The following is a 16986-nucleotide window of genomic DNA, read 5'->3' as shown; positions in this document are numbered from 1 at the left end:
CACGAGCCACCATGAAGCACACCACGCGCCGGGCCGCACTCGCGCTCGGCCTCGCCACCGCCGCCGCCGTCCCCCTGCCTACCTTCGCCCAGGACCGCTGGCCCGCCCGGCCCATCACCCTGGTCGTGCCCTTCCCCGCGGGCGGGCAGACCGACGTGGTGGCCCGCGCGGTGGCCGAGCCCATGTCGCGCGAGCTGGGCCAGCCGATCGTGATCGAGAACAAGCCCGGCGTGAACGGATCGCTCGCCTCCGACCAGGTGGCCAAGGCCGCGCCCGACGGCTACACCCTGGTGGCCACCGGCCCCGGCACCCACGGCATCAACCAGCTGGTGAACCCCAACGTCAAGTACGACGCCCGCAAGGACTTCACCCACATCGGCCTGGTCGCCAAGACCTCGAACGTGCTCCTGGCCTCGTCCGCGTTCAAGGGCCAGTCGGTCCAGGACCTGGTGGCCTTCGCCAAGGCGAAGCCGCGCGAGGCCACCTTCGCCATCACCGGCCTGGGCGCCTCGGGCCATATGTCGATGGAACTCCTCAAGCAGGTGGCCGGCGTGGAGGTCACCGCCGTCCCCTACAAGGGCGACGCGCCCGCCGTCGCCGACATGCTGGGCGGGCAGGTGCAGTTCCTGTTCGTGAACAGCGCATCGGCCGTGCCCCAGGTCAAGGCCGGCCGCCTGCGCGCGCTCGCCGTCACCGGCCACACGCGCCTGGCCTCGCTGCCCGACGTGCCCACCCTGGCCGAGGCCGGCCTGCCCGGCGTGGTGGCCGAGTCGTACGTGGGCATCTCCGGCCCGCCGAAGATGCCGGCGGACCTGGTGCAGCGCCTGAACCGCGCCCTGAACAACGCGATCCAGTCCCCCCAGGTGAAGGAGCGCCTGGCCAGCCTGGGCATGACGCCCAGCCCCGGTACGCCGCAGGACAATGCGGACTACATCAGCGGAGAAGTCGACAAGTGGGCCAAGGTGGTCAAGACCGGCAACATCCGCGTGGAGTGAGCATGTCCCTGCGACCCAACGAGTTCAAGCGCGCCCTGCAGGCGGGCCAGCCCCAGATCGGCGTCTGGTCGACCCTGCCGTCGCCCTATGTCACCGAGCTGGCCGCCGGCGCCGGCTTCGACTGGATCCTGCTGGACACCGAGCACACGCCCTCCGACGTGCCGCAGATGCTGGGCCAGCTGCAGGCCGCCGCCGCCGCCACGCCGGCCCCGGGTGCGCGCCCGGTGTCGGCCGTGGTGCGGCCCGCCTGGAACGACCTGGTCATGATCAAGCGCTACCTCGACATCGGCGCGCAGAGCCTGCTGCTGCCCTTCGTGCAGAACGCCGACGAAGCCCGCGCCGCGGTGCGCGCCATCCGCTACGCGCCCCAGGGCATCCGCGGCATGGGCGGCTCGGTGCGCGCCTCCAACTTCGGCCGCACCACCGACTACGTCGCCCGTGCCCACGAGGAGCTGTGCCTGCTGGTGCAGGTGGAGACGCGCGAGGCGCTGGGGCAGATCGAGGCCATCGCCGCGGTCGACGGGGTCGACGGCATCTTCATCGGCCCGGCCGACCTCTCCGCCAGCCTGGGCCACCCGGGCAACCTGCGCCACCCGGAGGTGGACGCCGCGATCAACGACGCGATCCGCCGCATCCGCGCCTGCGGCAAGGCCCCCGGCATCCTGATGGTGGACGAGGCCCGCGCCCGCGAGTGCCTGGACCTGGGCGCGCAGTTCGTCGCCGTGGCCCTGGACATGCTGGTCCTGCGCAACGGCCTGGACGCCGCCGCCGCCCGCTTCCGCAAGGACGCGCCGGCGGGGCGCATCGCCGGCCACTACTGAGGCCGCGCGGGGCCGCATTGCCGGCCCGCGTTGCGCCGGCCCGCGTTGCGCGCCCTCGCCGCAGCCGGGGCCGCGCGCCTCAGCCCGCCACCCGCGCCCCCGGCGCGAGGGTGGGCGGGGCCGCGTTCAGCGTCTCGATGGCGAAGCCCGCGGCGGCCTTGTAGCGGGCCATGAAGGCCTCGCGCTCGGCGGCGGGGATCACCGCGTCGATGTCGTCGAACACGCCGCCGCAGCGCTCGTCCACCAGCCCCAGCAGGCCGAAGGGGCCGGCGCCGCGATTGCGCAGCACCAGGGCCGAGATGTCGGCGCACAGGCGCTCGTCGTAGGCCTTCAGGGCCTCTGGCCGCACGCCGTGCTGCACCAGCGCCGCGCCGAGCACGCGGGCGTCGACGATGGCCTGGCTCGCGCCGTTGGAGCCCACCGGGTACATCACGTGGGCGGCGTCCCCCAGCAGGGCGACGCGGCCGTCGACCCAGGTGGGCACCGGGTCGCGGTCGATCATGGGGTACTCGAAGACCTCGGTGGCGCCGCGCAGCATCGCGGGCACGTCCAGCCAGCCGAAGTCCCAGCCCTCGAAGTGGTGGATGAAGTCGGCCACGTCGACGCGCCGGTTCCAGTCGCCCTGAGTCCAGCCCTCGCGGTTGTCCACCGTGATCTCGGCGATCCAGTTGATGGTGGCCAGGCCGGTGGCCGCATCGGGCTGCGAGATGGGGTAGAAGACCACCCGGTGCTTCAGGCTGCCCAGGCCCACGAAGGAGGCGCCGGAGCGGATCGGCACGCCCGGCGTGGTGCCGCGCCACATGATCGCGCCGCCCCAGTGGATCGGGGGCTGCTGCGGGTGCATCTGCGCGCGCACCGCGGAGTGCAGGCCGTCGGCCGCCACCAGCAGCGCGCCGCGCGCTTCCAGCAGGCGGCCGTCCCGGGTCTCGATACGTGCGACCACGCCGTCGGCCTCGTTGCGGTACCCGGTGACCCGGTGCCCCAGGCGCAGCGAGCCCGCGCCCAGGCGCTCCAGCGCGGCGCGGTACAGCATCATCTGCAGCTGCCCGCGGTGCACCGAGTACTGCGGCCAGTGGTAGCCCGCCAGCCGGCCGCGCGGCTCGGCGTAGATGTCCTTGCCGTTGCGGCCCACCAGGGCCCACTCGCGGGCCTGGATGCCCACCGCGTCCAGCGCCTGCTCGGTGAAGCCCAGGTCGAACAGCTCGCGCACCGCGTTGGGCTGCAGGTTGATGCCCACGCCCAGGGGCTGCAGGTCGGCCACCGCCTCGAACACCAGGCAGGGCACGCCGAGCTGGTGCAGCGTGAGGGCCAGGCTCAGGCCGCCGATGCCGCCGCCGGCGATCAGCACGGGGGCCTGCAGGGTTTCGTTCTCGTGGTTGTCGTTCATGCCGGCATTGTCCGGCATGCCCGCGGGCGACCCGGCGGCCGCGGCGCCTCAGCGCACCGCCGCGCCTACCGCCTGCAGCCACTGCTCCAGCGGCTGCGGGCGCCCGAGGTGGTAGCCCTGGAACAGGTCCACGCCCAGGTCGATCAGGCGCTGGTACTGGTCCTGCGTCTCCACGCCCTCGGCCACCGTGGTCACGCCCAGGCCGCGGCAGATCTGGACCACGCCCTCGAGCATGGCGCTGGCGCGCGGGCTGCTCCCCAGCTCCCGCACGAAGGTGCGGTCCAGTTTCACCTTGGAGAAGGGCAGGTCGCACAGCTGGCTCAGCGAGGAGTAGCCGGTGCCGAAGTCGTCGAGCGCCAGACCGAAGCCGGCCTCGCGCAGGGCATGCAGCTGCGGCACCGCCACCGCCATGTCGCCGAGGTAGGTGGATTCGGTCAGCTCCAGCACCAGCCGCCGGGGCGGCACGCCGCGCTGCGCGCACATGGCCAGCAGCCGGTCGGCCAGGCCGCTGTCCTGCAACTGCCGGGCGGACAGGTTCACCGCCAGCTGCGCCGGGCTGCCCAGGCCGTCGAGCTGCAGGGCGGCCTGCGTCGCGCAGCGCAGCGCGTGCAGCCCCATGCGCGGCATCAGACCGGCCTCCTCGGCCAGGGGAATGAACTCGGCCGGGGAGACGGCGCCGAAGGCCGCCGTGCTCCACCGCATCAGCATCTCGCCGGCCACCACGGTGCCGGTGCGGTCGACAATCGATTGCACATGGAAGTCGAAGCCGTCCTGCTCCGCGTCCAGGCGCAGCTGCGTGATCAGCCCGGCGCGCCGGCGCACCGCGGTTTCCAGGGCCGGCTCGAAGAAGGCGAGCTGGTTGCGCCCGCTCTCCTTGGCGCGGTACATGGCGGCATCGGCGCGGCGGATGAGCGTGGCCGCGTCCAGGCCGTCGCGCGGGGCCAGCACCGCGCCCAGGCTGGCGCCCACCGCGACCTGCCGGTCCAGCGTGGGCACGGTCTGGCGGCAGCGCTCCAGGATGGCGTGGCCCAGCGCGCGGACCTGGTGCTCCTCGGCCTGGCCGGGCGCCACGACCACGAACTCGTCGCCGCCCCAGCGGCCGACGAAGGCGGGCGGGGGCACCGCGAAGCCCAGGCGCATGGCGAGCTCGCGCAGCAGGTCGTCGCCCGCCGCGTGGCCGGCGGCGTCGTTCACCTGCTTGAAGCCGTCCAGGTCGATGAACAGCAGCCCGGCCGGCTCGCCGCGCTGGAGCACCTCCTCGAGGTGCTTGAGGATGGCTGTCCGGTTGGGAAGGCCGGTCAGCGCGTCGGACAGCGCCTGGCGGCGCAGCTCCTCCTGCGCACGCTTGCGCTCGCGCGCGTCCTGCAGGGCGACCACGGTGTACTGGCTCTCGCCCTCGATCGGGTCGACCGCGGTCACGACCACGTCGACCTCGACCGGCTGGCCGCGGCCGCTCAGGAGCAGCTCGCCGCGCCAGGCCTCGTCCTTCGTGAGCTTGTAGACGGGCAGGTTCAGGTGGTCCAGCAGCGCGAGGCCGGGGAGTTCCGCGGGAGGCATCGCGAGCAGGCGCGCCAGGGCCACGTTGCCCTCGACGACGCGCCAGCGCCCGTCGACCACCGCCATCGCGTCATGCGTGTTGGCGAAGGCGTGGGCCATGAGGCGCAGGGAGCGGTCGGCCTCACGCTGGCGGGTGATGTCCTTGATGGTGCCGACGATGCGGCGGGCCTGGCCCTGCGCGCCGTGCTCCACGCCGCGACCGCGCAGGCGCACCCAGCGCCACTCGCCCCGCCAGCGCACGCGGCAGGCGGCGTCGATGTCGGCGCGCGAGCCGGTGGTCACCAGGCTCCAGGCCAGCGAGAACCCGAGCATGTCCTCGCGGTGGACGATGTGGCGCAGGCGGGTGGCGGTGTCCTGCAGCGGCTCGACGGGCTGGTCGGCCATGACCAGGTGGCGCACCTCCATCAGGTCGCCCTCGGCCTGCCAGGACCAGATGCCCTCGCCGCTGGCCCACAGGGCCAGCTGCAGGTGACGCTCGCTCTCGCGGGTCTGCTGCAGGGCCTCGAACAGCTCGGCGCTCTTGAAGTCCAGCAGGCGCTCGGCCTCCTTGCGCGCCAGGCGCTCGCGCTCGCTGCGGCGCTCCAGGCGCTTGAACTGCAGGGCCTGCGCCTGCAGTTTCTCGTGCAGTTCCTGCAGGAGCCCGGGCGCGGCTTCCTGCGGCGGCTCGCGAACGCTCACGCAGCCACCTTGTGGATCCTGAAGACGGTGGGCCCGTCGCCCGGCTCGACCTCGATGTGCAACGGCTGGCCGAGGTGCTCGCCGAGCTGCTCCATCAGCCCCAGGGCCAGCGATTCCATGCGCCGCGGCGAGAGGTACTGCAGGCGCAGCGTGCGCTCGTCACGCTCGAGGACCTGGAAGCGCGGCGGCGTAGCCGCGGCGTACAGCTTGCGCACCTGGACGTGGATGTCGGTGTCGATCGAGGCCAGGAAGTCGAAGACGTCGGGGTGGCGCACGAAGGGCGCCGGGTGGGAGGAGGCGAAGCGCGTGAGCAGGTGCCGGCCGAAGGCGCGCACCAGGTCGTCGGCGGGCACGCCGGTGATTTCGGCCAGGCGCGCCACCATGGCGCCGACCTGCTCGTGGGGGTAGGAGCCGACCGCGGTGTAGACGCCGCCGCCCTGGTCCTCCACGGCCTCGAGCATGCGATCCGCGACCTCCGGCGAAAACCGGTCCTCGACCATTTCAATGAGTTCGGTAAATACCAGTCCCAGCATTCGATCTCCTGCGACGCCACGGGCCGGCATCGGCCGCGCGGACGGAACCACCCATTCTCGCCATATTAGAAATTATTTGATGCGAGAAAACCCCGTTTTCGCTGGAAATACGGGACAAATAATCTATTTCGAAAGTTGCGAATCGGCGACGGTGAATGCCGGAGACTTCGTTGTGTCCCGGATGCAACACTTACCGTTCGAATCGAGCGTTTTTTGTACTTCGATTGTTATGTTTGTATGCAAATGAATCCGTTTTTGGACTACTATTTGCGTCATTGACGTTTCGCCCGCGCCGCGCGGTCGCCCATGTCCCCCCAGCCCCCGCAGGGCGCCCCTGTGGTGCCCCAACAGAAAAAGCACTGGAGCGAATCCCGCACCTTCGGGACGGCGGTCGTCGCGTTGCTGCTGCTCGTCTCGGGGGCGCTGGTGTGGCAGCACGCCAATTCCTCCGCCCGCCTGCGCGCGGAAACCGAGGCCCAGGCCCAGCTGCGCGCGGCCCAGGTCACCAGCGCGGCGACCTCGGCCGTCTCCCTCCTGTTCCGCACCGTCGACATCACCGCGCGCGACCTCGCCGCGGCTTATGCGCAAGGGCGTGGCGCCGGGTTCGAGCCGCTGGTGCGCACGGCCATCGAGCGGCTGCCCGCCGGCGCGGTGCTGCAGATCGCCGTCATCGGCGCCGACGGCTACCTCGCCTACTCCAACCTCGGCATGTCCGGGAAGGTCTTCCTCGGCGACCGCGAGCATTTCACCGTCCACCGCGAGGGCGGCGGTGACCGCCTCTTCATCAGCAAGCCGCTGCTGGGGCGCGTCTCCCGGCAGTGGTCCATCCAGTTCAGCCGGCCCATCACGCGGGACGGGCAGTTCGCCGGGGTGCTGGTGATGTCGATGTCGCCCGGCTACCTGCAGGAGGCGCTGGCCGCCGTGACGCTGGGTTCCGACGACAGCCTCACGGTGATCCGCCAGACCGGCGAGTTCATGGCCCGCAACCGCGAGATGGAATCGGCCCTGGGCAAGAGCGCTGACCCCACGCGCCCGTTCCTGGCGCCGGGCGCGGCACCGGCCGGCCGCTTCATCGCCCGTTCCCTGATCGACGACGTCGAGCGCATCAGCCACTGGCAGCGGCTGGACCCCTACCCGGTGTACGTCGTCCTGGGCCTGAGCTCGCGCACGGTCTACCAGCCGGTGGAGTGGGCCATCGCCGAGGACCAGCTCAAGACCGTCGTCGGCCTGGGCCTGATGTGGGTGACGGGCATCGGCATGGCCCTGCTGGCGCGGCGGGTCAGCGCGCAGGCCCGTCAACGCGAAGAACTGGAGCAGGTGGCCATGACCGATTCGATGACCGGGCTGCAAAGCCGCCATGCGCTGATGAACCACCTGAACGAGGCCGTCGCGCATGCGGCGCGCAATGGCGAGCGGGTGGGCCTGCTGTACATGGACCTGAATGGCTTCAAGCCGGTGAACGACCGCTTCGGCCATGCGGCCGGCGACCAGGTGCTGCGGGTGGTGGGCGGCCGCATCCGCGCCTGCGTGCGCGGCGGCGACATGGCGGCGCGCATCGGCGGCGACGAGTTCGTGGTGGTCCTCGACCCGCTGCCGGAGGACGATGCGCTGGTCCAGCTGCGCGCGCGCATCGCCCGCACGCTCACCGCGCCCATCTCGATCGGCGGCATCGAGATGCAGGTCGGCGCCAGCATCGGCCTGGCGGTCTACCCGGACGACGGCGACAGCGCCGATGCCCTGCTGATGCACGCCGACCAGGACATGTACCGGCGCAAGGCCAAGGTCGCCTGACCCTTCCTGCGCCCGGGCCGGCGCTTCCGCCGGCCGTGGCCCACATCGTCGAGCCGGCGAACGAGCAGAACCTGGACCGGCTGGCGGGGGAGCTGGGGTCGCCGGGGTAGACGGAATCCGTCTACCCGGTAGGTGAAGACTCTATTTCCCCGATATCTTGCGTGTGCCTAGGATGCGGGCTCCGAGGAGCCCCATGACCCAAGAATCCGCATCCCTTCCCCCTGCCGAACTGCCCCTGGCCGGGGTCACCGTCATCGACCTCTCGCGGCTGGTGTCGGGCAACCTGATGACCCACGTGCTGGCCGACCTGGGCGCCGATGTCGTCAAGGTCGAGCCTCCCGGCAAGGGCGACGAGCTGCGCGGCTGGCGCCGCAAGGGCGTCAGCACCTACTGGCTGGCCTATGCCCGCAACAAGCAGAGCGTGGAGCTGGACCTGCGCACCGACGCCGGCATGGCCCACCTGCGCGACCTCATCGCCCGCGCCGACATCCTCGTCGAGAACTTCCGTCCCGGCACCCTGGAGCGCATGGGCCTGGGCAAGGACACGCTGCAGTCCCTCAACCCGCGCCTGGTCGTGGCCCGCATCTCGGGCTGGGGCCAGACCGGCCTGTTCGCCGGCAAGGGCGGCTTCGGCTCGCTGATCGAGGCCATGAGCGGCTTCGCCGCCATGAACGGCTTCGCCGACCGACCGCCCGTGCTGCCGCCCTTCGCCATGGCCGACTCGGTGGCCGGCCTCTACGGCGCCACCCTGGCCCTGGCCGCCTTCCACCGCCAGAAGTCCAGCGCCGCGCCCCAGGTGCAGGAGATCGACCTGTCGCTGTTCGAGCCGCTGTTCTCGGTGCTCGGCCCGCAGGCCGCCGAGTACCAGCTCACGGGCCAGGTCGTGCCGCGCTCCGGCAGCCGTTCGCCCACCCACGCCCCGCGCAACGCCTACCGCACCCGTGACGACCGCTGGGTCGCGCTCTCGGCCGGCATGGAGGGCACGCTGGCGCGCCTGTTCGAGGGCATCGGCTACCCCCAGGGCCTGAGCGACCCGCGCTTTGCCACGCACGAGGCGCGCCTGGCCAACATCGACGCGCTGGACGGCCTGATCCAGGACCACCTGGCCACCCTCACGCTGGAGGAGGCGCTCGACTTCTTCGCCGAGCGCGACATCACCGCCGGCCCGGTCTGCGACATCGCCGACCTGATGGACCACCCCTACATCCGCGACCGCGAACTGCTGGTGCCCACGCAGGCGCCCGACGGCCAGGCGCTCGCGATCCATGCCGCGCCCTACAAGATCAACGGCCAGCGCCCCCCGATCCGCCGCGCCGCGCCCGCGATCGGGCAGGACAACGAACGCTGGCTGCGCCCGGCCGCCAGGGAGGGCGCGCAATGACCCGGGCCGCGACCCAGGCCACGGCCCGCGGCCTGTACCGCTCCTTCCTCTTCGTCCCCGCCGACAACGAGCGCCTGCTCGCCAGCGCCACCGGCAAGCCGGCCGACGTGGTGATCCTCGACCTGGAGGACGGCACGCACCCGGCGCGCAAGGCCCTGGCGCGCGACCGCCTGGCCGCCAGCATCGCCGCCGTGAAGGCCGCGGGCCAGGCCGCGGCCGTGCGCATCAACGGCGACCTGGACACCGCCGTCACCGACCTGCGCGCCGCGGTGCGGCCGGGGCTGGACGTGGTGCTGCTGCCCAAGGTGGAACACCCGCGCGACGTGCAGCTGCTGTCCGGCCTGGTGGGCGCGCTGGAGGCCGCTGCCGGCATGCCGCCCGGCGGCGTGCGCTTCGTGCTGCAGGTCGAGAGCTGCGTGGCCCTGCCGCGCCTGCACGAGATCGCCGCGGCCGACCCGCGCACCCTGGGGATGATGCTCGGCAGCGAGGACTTCTCGCTGGACTGCGGCGGCCACCCCACGCCCGAGGCCCTGTACGGCCCCAGCCTGATGCTGCTGCACGCGGCGCGCGCGGCGGGCATCCAGCCGATCGGCTTCATCGCCTCCATCGCCGACCTCGGCGAGGTCGAGGCCTTCACGCGCGTGCTGGAGCAGGCCCGCTCGCTGGGCTTCCGCGGCGCGGTGGTGGTCCACCCCAAGTTCCTGGAGGCGGTCAATGCCTGCTACACGCCCACCGACGCCCAGGTCGCCGACGCCCGCGCGTTGGTGGCCGCCTTCGAGGACGGCTACGCGCAGGGGCAGGGCGCCATCAAGTTCGAGGGCCGCATGATCGACAAGCCCGTGTACCTGCGGGCCCTGGGCCTGCTGCGCGAGGCCGGGCTCGCGTCCCGCTGATTGCCGGCCACGGCCCGTCCCCTTCCAAGACAAACACCGAGACACACAGGAGACTCCCATGATTTCCCGCCGCGACTTCTGCATCGCCACCACCGCCGCCGGCCTGGCCGGCTCCGCCTTCGCCCAGGCCTGGCCGAGCCGCACCCTCCAGATGGTGGTGCCCCAGGCCCCCGGCGGCACCAACGACGCGGTCGGCCGCATCCTGGCCCAGAAGCTGGGCGAGAAGCTGGGCCAGTCCGTGGTGGTGGACAACCGCCCCGGTGCCGGCGGCAACATCGGCACGGTGCACGCCGCGCAGCAGCCCAAGGACGGCCACACGCTGCTGCTCACGATCAGCAGCGCCCAGGCCATCAACCCCTGGCTGTACAAGCGCACCGGCTTCGACCCGGTGAAGGACTTCACCCCGGTGGCGCCGGTGGGCGTGGTGCCCAACGTGCTGGTGGTCCACCCCTCGTTCCCGGCGCGCACCATGCGCGAGTTCGTCGAGGCCGCGAAGGCGCAGAAGCCGCCGTACCAGTACGCCTCGGCCGGCAACGGCTCGCTGAACCACCTGCTCGGCGCCATGTTGAACCAGGCCGCCGGCCTGACCCTGGGCCATGTGCCGTACAAGGGCGTGGCCCCCGCGCTGAACGACGTGCTCGCCGGCCAGATCCCCATGGCTTTCGCCAGCCTGCCCTCGTGCATCCAGCACATCAAGGCGGGCAAGCTGCGCGCCCTGGGCGTGAGCTCGCCGCGCCGCTCGCCCTATGCGCCGGAGATCCCGGCGATCGCCGAGACGCTGCCCGGGTTCTCGGGGGAGCTGTGGGTGGGCCTGTTCGTCGCTGCCGGCACGCCGGACGCGATCGTGCGCAAGCTGGCCCAGGAGGTGGAGGCCGCGGTCTCCGCGCCGGACGTGATCGAGAAGTTCGCCACCCTCGGCGTGGAGAAGCTCACCGGCGGGCCGGACACGCTGGCCACCATGCTGCGCAACGACCTCGCGGCGTGGAAGCCGATCGTGCTCGCGTCGGGCGCCAGCGTCGACTGATCGAGGCGGCGCCCCGGAGCGCCGGCAGGCCGTCGGCTAAGCTGCGGCCCCGACCGCGCTTGCCCATGGACCTGCGACAACTCCGTTACTTCGTCGGCGTCAGCGACGCCGGCAGCCTGCTCAAGGCCTCGCGCACCCTGCACGTGGCCCAGCCCGCGCTGAGCCAGCACATGGCGGCCCTGGAGGCCGAGCTCGGCGCGACGCTGTTCGAGCGCTCCAGCCGCGGCATGGCGCTCACCGCCAGCGGCCGCCGCTTCCTCGAGCATGCCCGCGTGGTGCTGGCCGATGTGGAGCGCGCGCGCATCTCGGTGCAGGCCGGCGAGCAGGACTTCGCGGGCGAGGTCAGCATCGGCCTGCCCACCACCGTGGCCCTGGTGGCCACGCTGCCCCTGCTGCTGCGGCTGCGCGAGCGCTTCCCGCGCGTGCGGCCCCGCCTCGTCGAGAGCCACAGCGGCTACCTGCGCGAATGGCTGCGTGACGGCCGGCTGGACCTGTGCGTGCTGTTCGAGGGGCCTGCGGAGGCCTGGCTGCTGCAGACGCCGCTGCTGCGGGAGAAGCTCTCGCTGATCGGCCCCTGCGGTGGCGCCGGCCTCCCTGCGGCGGCCGGGCAGCACCTGCCCGCGAGCCTGCCGCTGGCGCGGCTCGCGCATTACCCGCTGCTGCTGCCCGGGCGCGACCATGGCCTGCGGCGGATCGTCGACGAGGCCTGCCAGCAGCACGATGTCGCGCTCGACGTGGTGGGCGAGATCGACTCGCTGCCGGCGATCAAGAAGGCCGTCGAGGCCGGCATGGCCTGCACCGTGCTCTCGCCCGGGGCGGTGGCCGAGGAGGTGGCCGCCGGCCGGCTGGCCAGCGCCACGCTGCGCGCGCCGCACATCGTGCGCACCATCGTCTGCGCCAGCTCGCTCACGCGCCCGCTCACGCCGGCGGCGGCCGCGGTGCGGGAGCTGGTGTGCGAGGAACTGCGCGCGCTGGTGCGCTCCAAGGCCTGGCCGGCGAGCCTGGTGGCGGGCTGAGCCTGCCGGCCCGCGCCCCGGGCGCGGGAAAGGCGGGCCTGGCGGGCCTGGGGCGGGCCCGTTCGCGGCGTCTCAGAGCACCAGGAGCGCGCGGAAGTCGTTCACGTTGGTGTTCGTGGGCCCGGTGACCAGCAGGTCGCCCAGGGGCGCGAAGAAGCCGTAGGCGTCGTTGCGCTCCAGGTGCTGCAGGGCGGACCGGCCGGCGGCGGCGGCGCGCGCCAGCGTATCGGGCGTGACCCAGGCGCCGGCGTTGTCCTCCACGCCGTCGATGCCGTCGGTGTCGGCCGCCAGGGCCCACACGCCCGGCTCGCCCTGCAGGGCCTGGGCCAGGCCCAGGCAGAACTCGCCGGCGCGCCCGCCGCGCCCGCGCGGCTGGCCCTCGGGCACCGGGCGTACCGTCACCGTGGTCTCGCCGCCGGAAAGGATCACGCAGGGCCGGGTGAAGGGCTGGCCGCGGCGGGCGACGCTGCGTGCCAGCGCCGCATGGACCTTGCCCACCTCGCGCGACTCGCCTTCCAGGTCGTCGCCCAGCACGTGGGCCGGCAGGCCCAGGGCGCGCGCGGCCTGCGCCGCGTCCTGCAGCGACTGCCAGGGCGTGGCCACCAGGGTGAAGCGGCTGCGGGCGAAGGCGGCGTCGCCGGGCTTGGGCGTCTCCAGCTCGCCGCGCTCCAGGCGCGCGCGCACCTCGGCGGGCACCGTGATGCGGTAGCGGTCCAGGATCTCCAGCGCGTCGGCGCAGGTGGTCGGGTCGGGCACGGTGGGGCCGGAGGCGATCACCGCCGGGTCGTCGCCCGGCACGTCGCTGATCGCCAGCGTCACCAGCTGCGCGGGCGCGCAGGCGGCGGCCAGGCGCCCGCCCTTGATCTGCGAGAGGTGCTTGCGCACGCAGTTCATCTCGCCGATGTGCGCGCCCGAGAGCAGCAGCTCGCGGTTGATGCGCTGCTTGTCCTCCAGCGTGAGGCCCTGGGCCGGCTGCACCAGCAGCGCCGACCCGCCGCCGGAGATCAGGCACAGGACGAGGTCGTCCGGGGTCAGGTCTTGCAACAACGCGACCATCTCGCGCGTGGCGGCGAGGCCGGCGGCGTCGGGCACCGGGTGCGAGGCCTCGCGCACGGCGATGCGTTGCGCCAGGCCCGCGGGGCGCGGCGGGGTGTGGTGGTAGCGGGTGATGACCAGCCCCGACAGCGGCGCGTCGGCGGGCCACAGCGCCTCCACGGCCTGGGCCATGGCGGCGCCGGCCTTGCCCGCGCCGATGACGACGGTGCGCCCGCGCGGCACCGCAGGCAGGTGCGGGCCGAGGCCGTGCAGGGGCTGGGCGCTGCGCACGGCGACCTCGTAGAGGTGCCGAAGCAGCGCGCGCGGGTCGTTCAGGTCCTTCAGGCTGCCCGGGTCCTGGAGGACGGCCGTCACGCCTTGGGCTCCACCACGTTCACCGGCGTGCCGGCGACGAAGGCCTCGATGTTGTCCACCAGCTGGTCGGCCAGGGACTGCACGGCCTCGTCGCTGGCCCAGGCGACGTGCGGGGTGAGGATGAAGTCGGGGCGATCCAGCAGGGCCATGAACGGGTGGTCGGCCGGCGGCGGCTCGGTGGAGGTGACGTCGAACGCCGCGCCGCCGATGTGGCCGGCCTGCAGCGCCGGGCCCACCGCGGCCTCGTCGACCAGGCCGCCGCGCGCGGTGTTCACCAGCAGCGGGCGGCGGGCCATGGCGGCGAACTCGGGCGCGCCGATCATGTGGCGGGTGGCGGGCGTGAGCGGGCAGTGCAGGGTGATCACGTCGGACTGCGCCAGCACCTGCTCGAAGGGGGTGTAGAGGCGGCCCTGGCCGGTGCGGCCCTTGTGGCCTGACATGAGCACGCGCATGCCCAGGGCGCGGCCCATGGCGGCGACGGCCTGGCCCAGCACGCCGTCGCCGATCACGCCGAGCGTGGAGTTGGCGAGGTCGCGGATCGGGTGGTCGAAGAAGCAGAACTGGCCGGCCTGCTGCCAGCGGCCGGCGCGCACCGCGTCGCGGTAGGCGCAGACGCTGCGGCGCAGGGCGAAGATCAGCGCGAAGGTGTGCTCGGGCACCGTGTGCACCGCGTAGTTGCGGATGTTGCTCACCACGACGCCGCGGGCGCGGCAGGCGGCGAGGTCCACGTTGTCGGTGCCGGTGGCGGCCACGGCCACCAGCTTGAGGCGCGGCGCGGCGGCGAGGTGGTCGGCGGTGAGCCGCACCTTGTTCAGGATCACGATGTCGGCCTCGGCGATGCGCGCCGCGACCTCGGCGGGCGCGGTGCGGTCGTACAGGGTGAGGTCGTGCTCGAAACGGGGGCGGCGCAGCGTGGTCTGGGGCGACAGGGTGTCGCGGTCCAGGAAGACGATCTTCATGGCGGAGGGTGGGGGAGGGCTGGGGCCGGTCAGGCGACCGGTTCGGAAATCTCGATGAGGTTGTAGTCCGGATCGCGCACGTAGACGGAGCGGATTTTCCCGGTGGCCCCGGTGCGCACGACCGGGCCCTCGATCACGGGCCAGCCGCAGGCCCCGAGCCGCTCGATCACCTGCTGCAGCGGGATCGAGGCGATGAAGCACAGGTCCAGCGCGCCGGGCACCGGCAGGTGGGCCTTGGGCTCGAACTCGCGGCCCTGCACGTGCAGGTTGATCTTCTGCTGGCCGAAGCGCAAGGCCTGGCGCGCCACGGGCGGCGTGCCGCCGATGAAGGTCTCCAGCTGCATGCCGAGCACGCGGGTGTAGAAGTCGACGCAGGCCTCGGGCCGCGCGGTGGTGAGGACCAGGTGGTCCAGGTGGTCGATCATTCGCCGGCCTTCGGGGATGCTGCCGCGGGGTGGGGCCGGCATGCGGCGGAAAGATCGCGCGGCGCCCGTGAAATGACGCCCAAATTCTATCTAGAAGGGTTATCGATCGATTCCTATGATCGGGGCTGCCAGTCAGGGCGCCGCATGAAGCGCCCGCGGGCCGACAGGCCTTCCCACAAGAACCGAGGAGACACACCCATGATTCGCCGCAAGACCCTGTTGGGCCTGGCGCTCGCGCTCGCCTCTGGCGCTGCGCTGGCCCAGGCCCCGACCCAGCCCCAGGCCCAGGCCCAGGCTGACACCTTCCCCCGCAAGCCCGTGACGCTGGTGGTGCCCTTCGCCGCCGGCGGTCCCACCGACGTGGTGGCCCGCACGATGGCCACCCTCATGGGCAACCACCTCGGCCAGTCCGTGGTGGTGGAGAACAAGCTGGGCGCCGGCGGCACCGTGGCGGCGGCGCACGTGGCGCGCAGCGCGCCCGACGGCTACACCATCCTGATCCACCACAACGGCATGGCCACCGCGCCGGCCCTGTACCGCAAGCTGCAGGCGACGCCGCTGAACGACTTCGAGTACATCAGCCAGGCGATCGATGTGCCCATGACCCTGCTGGGTCGCAAGGACCTGCCCGCGAGCAACCTGCGCGAGCTGGTGCCCTACCTGCGCGCCAACGCGTCCAAGATCAACATGGCGCACGCCGGCCTCGGCGCGGTGTCGCACCTGTGCAGCCTGATGTTCCGGCAGGCCATCGGCCTGGACCTGCAGACGGTGCCTTACCAGGGCACCGCGCCGGCCATGAATGCGCTGCTCGCCGGCCAGGTCGACCTGCTGTGCGACCAGACCACCAGCACCACGCCGCAGATCAAGGCCGGCACCGTGCGCAACTTCGGCCTCACCTCGACGGCCCGCCTGGGCTCGATGCCCGATGCGCCCACGCTCGACGAGCAGGGCCTCAAGGGCTTCCAGGTGGTGGTGTGGCACGGCGTCTATGCGCCCAAGGGAACGCCGCAGCCGGTGATCGCCAGGCTCAATGGCGCCGTGCGCGCCGCGCTCAAGGACCCGCAGTTCCAGGCCCGCATGAAGGACCTGGGCGCGGAGGTGGTGCCCGAGGCCAAGCAGACGCCGGAAGGCCTGCGCACCTGGCTGGTGGCCGAGACCGACCGCTGGGGGCCGGTGATCCGCGCCGCCGGTGTCTACGCCGACTGATACTTCAGGGGGCGCGCGCGCCCCCTGAAAGGACCCCCGATGACGACCCCCGACCTGACGCAGTGGATTGGCCGCAGCATGACGCTGGACGATGTGGCCAGCCCCGCCCCCATGCGCCTGCTGGCCGCCACCCTGGACCGCGACCTGGAGGCCTTCGCCCCCGGCGGCGTGGTGCCGCCGCTGGGCCACTGGATGTACTTCCTGCCCGGCGAGCGGCAGTCGGCCATCGGCCCCGACGGCCACGCGCGCCGCGGCGACTTCCTGCCGCCTGTGGACCTGCCCCGCCGCATGTGGGCGGGCAGCCAGTTCACCTTCCACCGCGACCTGCACGTGGGCGCGCAGATCCGCCGCGTCTCGCGCATCGCCGACGTGAGCCAGAAGGCCGGCAGCACCGGCCCGCTGGTGTTCGTCAAGGTGGCCCACGAGGTGAGCGACGCGCAGGGACTGTGCATCTCCGAGTTCCACGACATCGTGTACCGCGAGGCGCCGGCGCCCGGCCAGGCCCCTGCGGCGGCGAAGGCCGCGCCCACCGACGAACAGTTCGCCCGCACCATCGTGCCGGACCCGGTGCTCCTGTTCCGGTACTCCGCGCTGACCTTCAACGGCCACCGCATCCACTACGACCAGCCCTACGTCACGCAGGTGGAGGGCTACCCGGGCCTGATCGTGCACGGCCCGCTGATCGCCACGCTGCTGCTGGACAACCTGCGCCAGGCGCACCCGGGCGCGCGCATCGCGGCCTACGAGTTCCGTGCGGTGAGCCCGCTGTTCGACATCGCGCCCTTCGAGGTGTGCGGACGGCTGGAAGGGCGCGTGGCCACGCTGTGGGCGCGCTCGCCGGCCGGCGCGCTGGCCATGCAGGCGACCGCCACGCTGGCTTGACGGGGAGCTGCGCCGGCCTCAGCCCGCG

The 16986-nt window shown here is 72.7% G+C and carries 15 protein-coding genes; 9 read left to right on the top strand and 6 right to left on the bottom strand.

The genetic code is table 11. The annotated features are described in order from the left end of the window. Nucleotides 1-11: 11 nt before the first annotated feature. Complete coding sequence (locus ACT80S_RS02560) at nt 12-995, top strand: Bug family tripartite tricarboxylate transporter substrate binding protein (RefSeq protein ID WP_377412210.1); 984 nt, start codon at nt 12-14, stop codon at nt 993-995. A 2-nt stretch (nt 996-997) separates the two neighbouring features. Next, the gene (locus tag ACT80S_RS02555) at nt 998-1816 is read left to right on the top strand and encodes an aldolase/citrate lyase family protein (protein ID WP_377412208.1); all 819 of its coding nucleotides are present in this window, start codon (nt 998-1000) and stop codon (nt 1814-1816) included. 79 nt (nt 1817-1895) lie between these two features. Here ACT80S_RS02555 and ACT80S_RS02550 read toward each other — a convergent pair whose 3' ends face one another. From ACT80S_RS02550 to ACT80S_RS02540, 3 genes are read right to left on the bottom strand one after another with little or no spacing between them, the layout of a single operon-like run. Beyond that, a complete protein-coding gene (locus ACT80S_RS02550) occupies nt 1896-3203 on the bottom strand; it encodes a flavin-dependent oxidoreductase (RefSeq protein WP_377412206.1) in 1308 nt (435 codons plus the stop codon). Nucleotides 3204-3251: 48 nt separating this feature from the next. Beyond that, nucleotides 3252-5438 carry a putative bifunctional diguanylate cyclase/phosphodiesterase gene (locus ACT80S_RS02545; protein WP_377412204.1) on the bottom strand — a complete coding sequence of 729 codons (2187 nt, stop codon included), beginning with the start codon at nt 5436-5438 and terminating at the stop codon, nt 3252-3254. Further along, nucleotides 5435-5971, bottom strand: a complete 537-nt coding sequence (locus tag ACT80S_RS02540; RefSeq protein WP_377412201.1) for a heme NO-binding domain-containing protein — start codon at nt 5969-5971, stop codon at nt 5435-5437. The genes ACT80S_RS02545 and ACT80S_RS02540 overlap by 4 nt, the downstream gene beginning before the upstream one ends. Before the next feature lie 339 nt (nt 5972-6310). Between ACT80S_RS02540 and ACT80S_RS02535 the strand changes: the two genes are divergently transcribed. From ACT80S_RS02535 to ACT80S_RS02515, 5 genes are all read left to right on the top strand, one after another. After that, nucleotides 6311-7762 (top strand): diguanylate cyclase domain-containing protein, encoded by a 1452-nt coding sequence (locus tag ACT80S_RS02535; protein ID WP_377412198.1) that lies wholly within the window; start codon nt 6311-6313, stop codon nt 7760-7762. Nucleotides 7763-7955: 193 nt separating this feature from the next. After that, nucleotides 7956-9143, top strand: coding sequence for a CaiB/BaiF CoA transferase family protein (locus ACT80S_RS02530; protein WP_377412195.1), 1188 nt, complete (start codon nt 7956-7958; stop codon nt 9141-9143). After that, complete coding sequence (locus ACT80S_RS02525; RefSeq protein ID WP_377412192.1) at nt 9140-10036, top strand: HpcH/HpaI aldolase/citrate lyase family protein; 897 nt, start codon at nt 9140-9142, stop codon at nt 10034-10036. The genes ACT80S_RS02530 and ACT80S_RS02525 overlap by 4 nt, the downstream gene beginning before the upstream one ends. A 58-nt stretch (nt 10037-10094) precedes the next feature. Continuing rightward, the gene (locus tag ACT80S_RS02520) at nt 10095-11060 is read left to right on the top strand and encodes a Bug family tripartite tricarboxylate transporter substrate binding protein (protein WP_377412190.1); all 966 of its coding nucleotides are present in this window, start codon (nt 10095-10097) and stop codon (nt 11058-11060) included. A 65-nt stretch (nt 11061-11125) separates the two neighbouring features. After that, nucleotides 11126-12076 (top strand): LysR substrate-binding domain-containing protein, encoded by a 951-nt coding sequence (locus ACT80S_RS02515; protein ID WP_377412187.1) that lies wholly within the window; start codon nt 11126-11128, stop codon nt 12074-12076. 72 nt (nt 12077-12148) lie between these two features. Here ACT80S_RS02515 and ACT80S_RS02510 read toward each other — a convergent pair whose 3' ends face one another. The 3 genes from ACT80S_RS02510 to ACT80S_RS02500 are packed head-to-tail and all read right to left on the bottom strand — an operon-like array spanning nt 12149 to nt 14870. Then, nucleotides 12149-13486, bottom strand: coding sequence for a glycerate kinase type-2 family protein (locus tag ACT80S_RS02510; protein WP_377412184.1), 1338 nt, complete (start codon nt 13484-13486; stop codon nt 12149-12151). Next, nucleotides 13483-14445 (bottom strand): D-2-hydroxyacid dehydrogenase, encoded by a 963-nt coding sequence (locus ACT80S_RS02505; protein WP_377412181.1) that lies wholly within the window; start codon nt 14443-14445, stop codon nt 13483-13485. Before ACT80S_RS02505 ends, ACT80S_RS02510 begins: the two co-directional genes overlap by 4 nt. 29 nt (nt 14446-14474) lie before the next feature. Further along, on the bottom strand, nt 14475-14870 hold the full coding sequence (locus ACT80S_RS02500) for a VOC family protein (protein ID WP_377412179.1): 396 nt from the start codon (nt 14868-14870) through the stop codon (nt 14475-14477). Between the two features lie 198 nt (nt 14871-15068). Here ACT80S_RS02500 and ACT80S_RS02495 point away from each other — a divergent pair, with 198 nt between their 5' ends. Both ACT80S_RS02495 and ACT80S_RS02490 read left to right on the top strand, forming a co-directional pair. Beyond that, the gene (locus ACT80S_RS02495) at nt 15069-16076 is read left to right on the top strand and encodes a tripartite tricarboxylate transporter substrate-binding protein (RefSeq protein ID WP_377412176.1); all 1008 of its coding nucleotides are present in this window, start codon (nt 15069-15071) and stop codon (nt 16074-16076) included. Between the two features lie 39 nt (nt 16077-16115). Further along, on the top strand, nt 16116-16958 hold the full coding sequence (locus ACT80S_RS02490) for an FAS1-like dehydratase domain-containing protein (RefSeq protein WP_377412173.1): 843 nt from the start codon (nt 16116-16118) through the stop codon (nt 16956-16958). Nucleotides 16959-16986 lie beyond the last annotated feature (28 nt).

Source organism: Ramlibacter sp. MAHUQ-53 (assembly GCF_052600055.1).
Note: the sequence above shows the minus strand (reverse complement) of the source record. Positions and strands in the feature narration are given on the sequence as shown.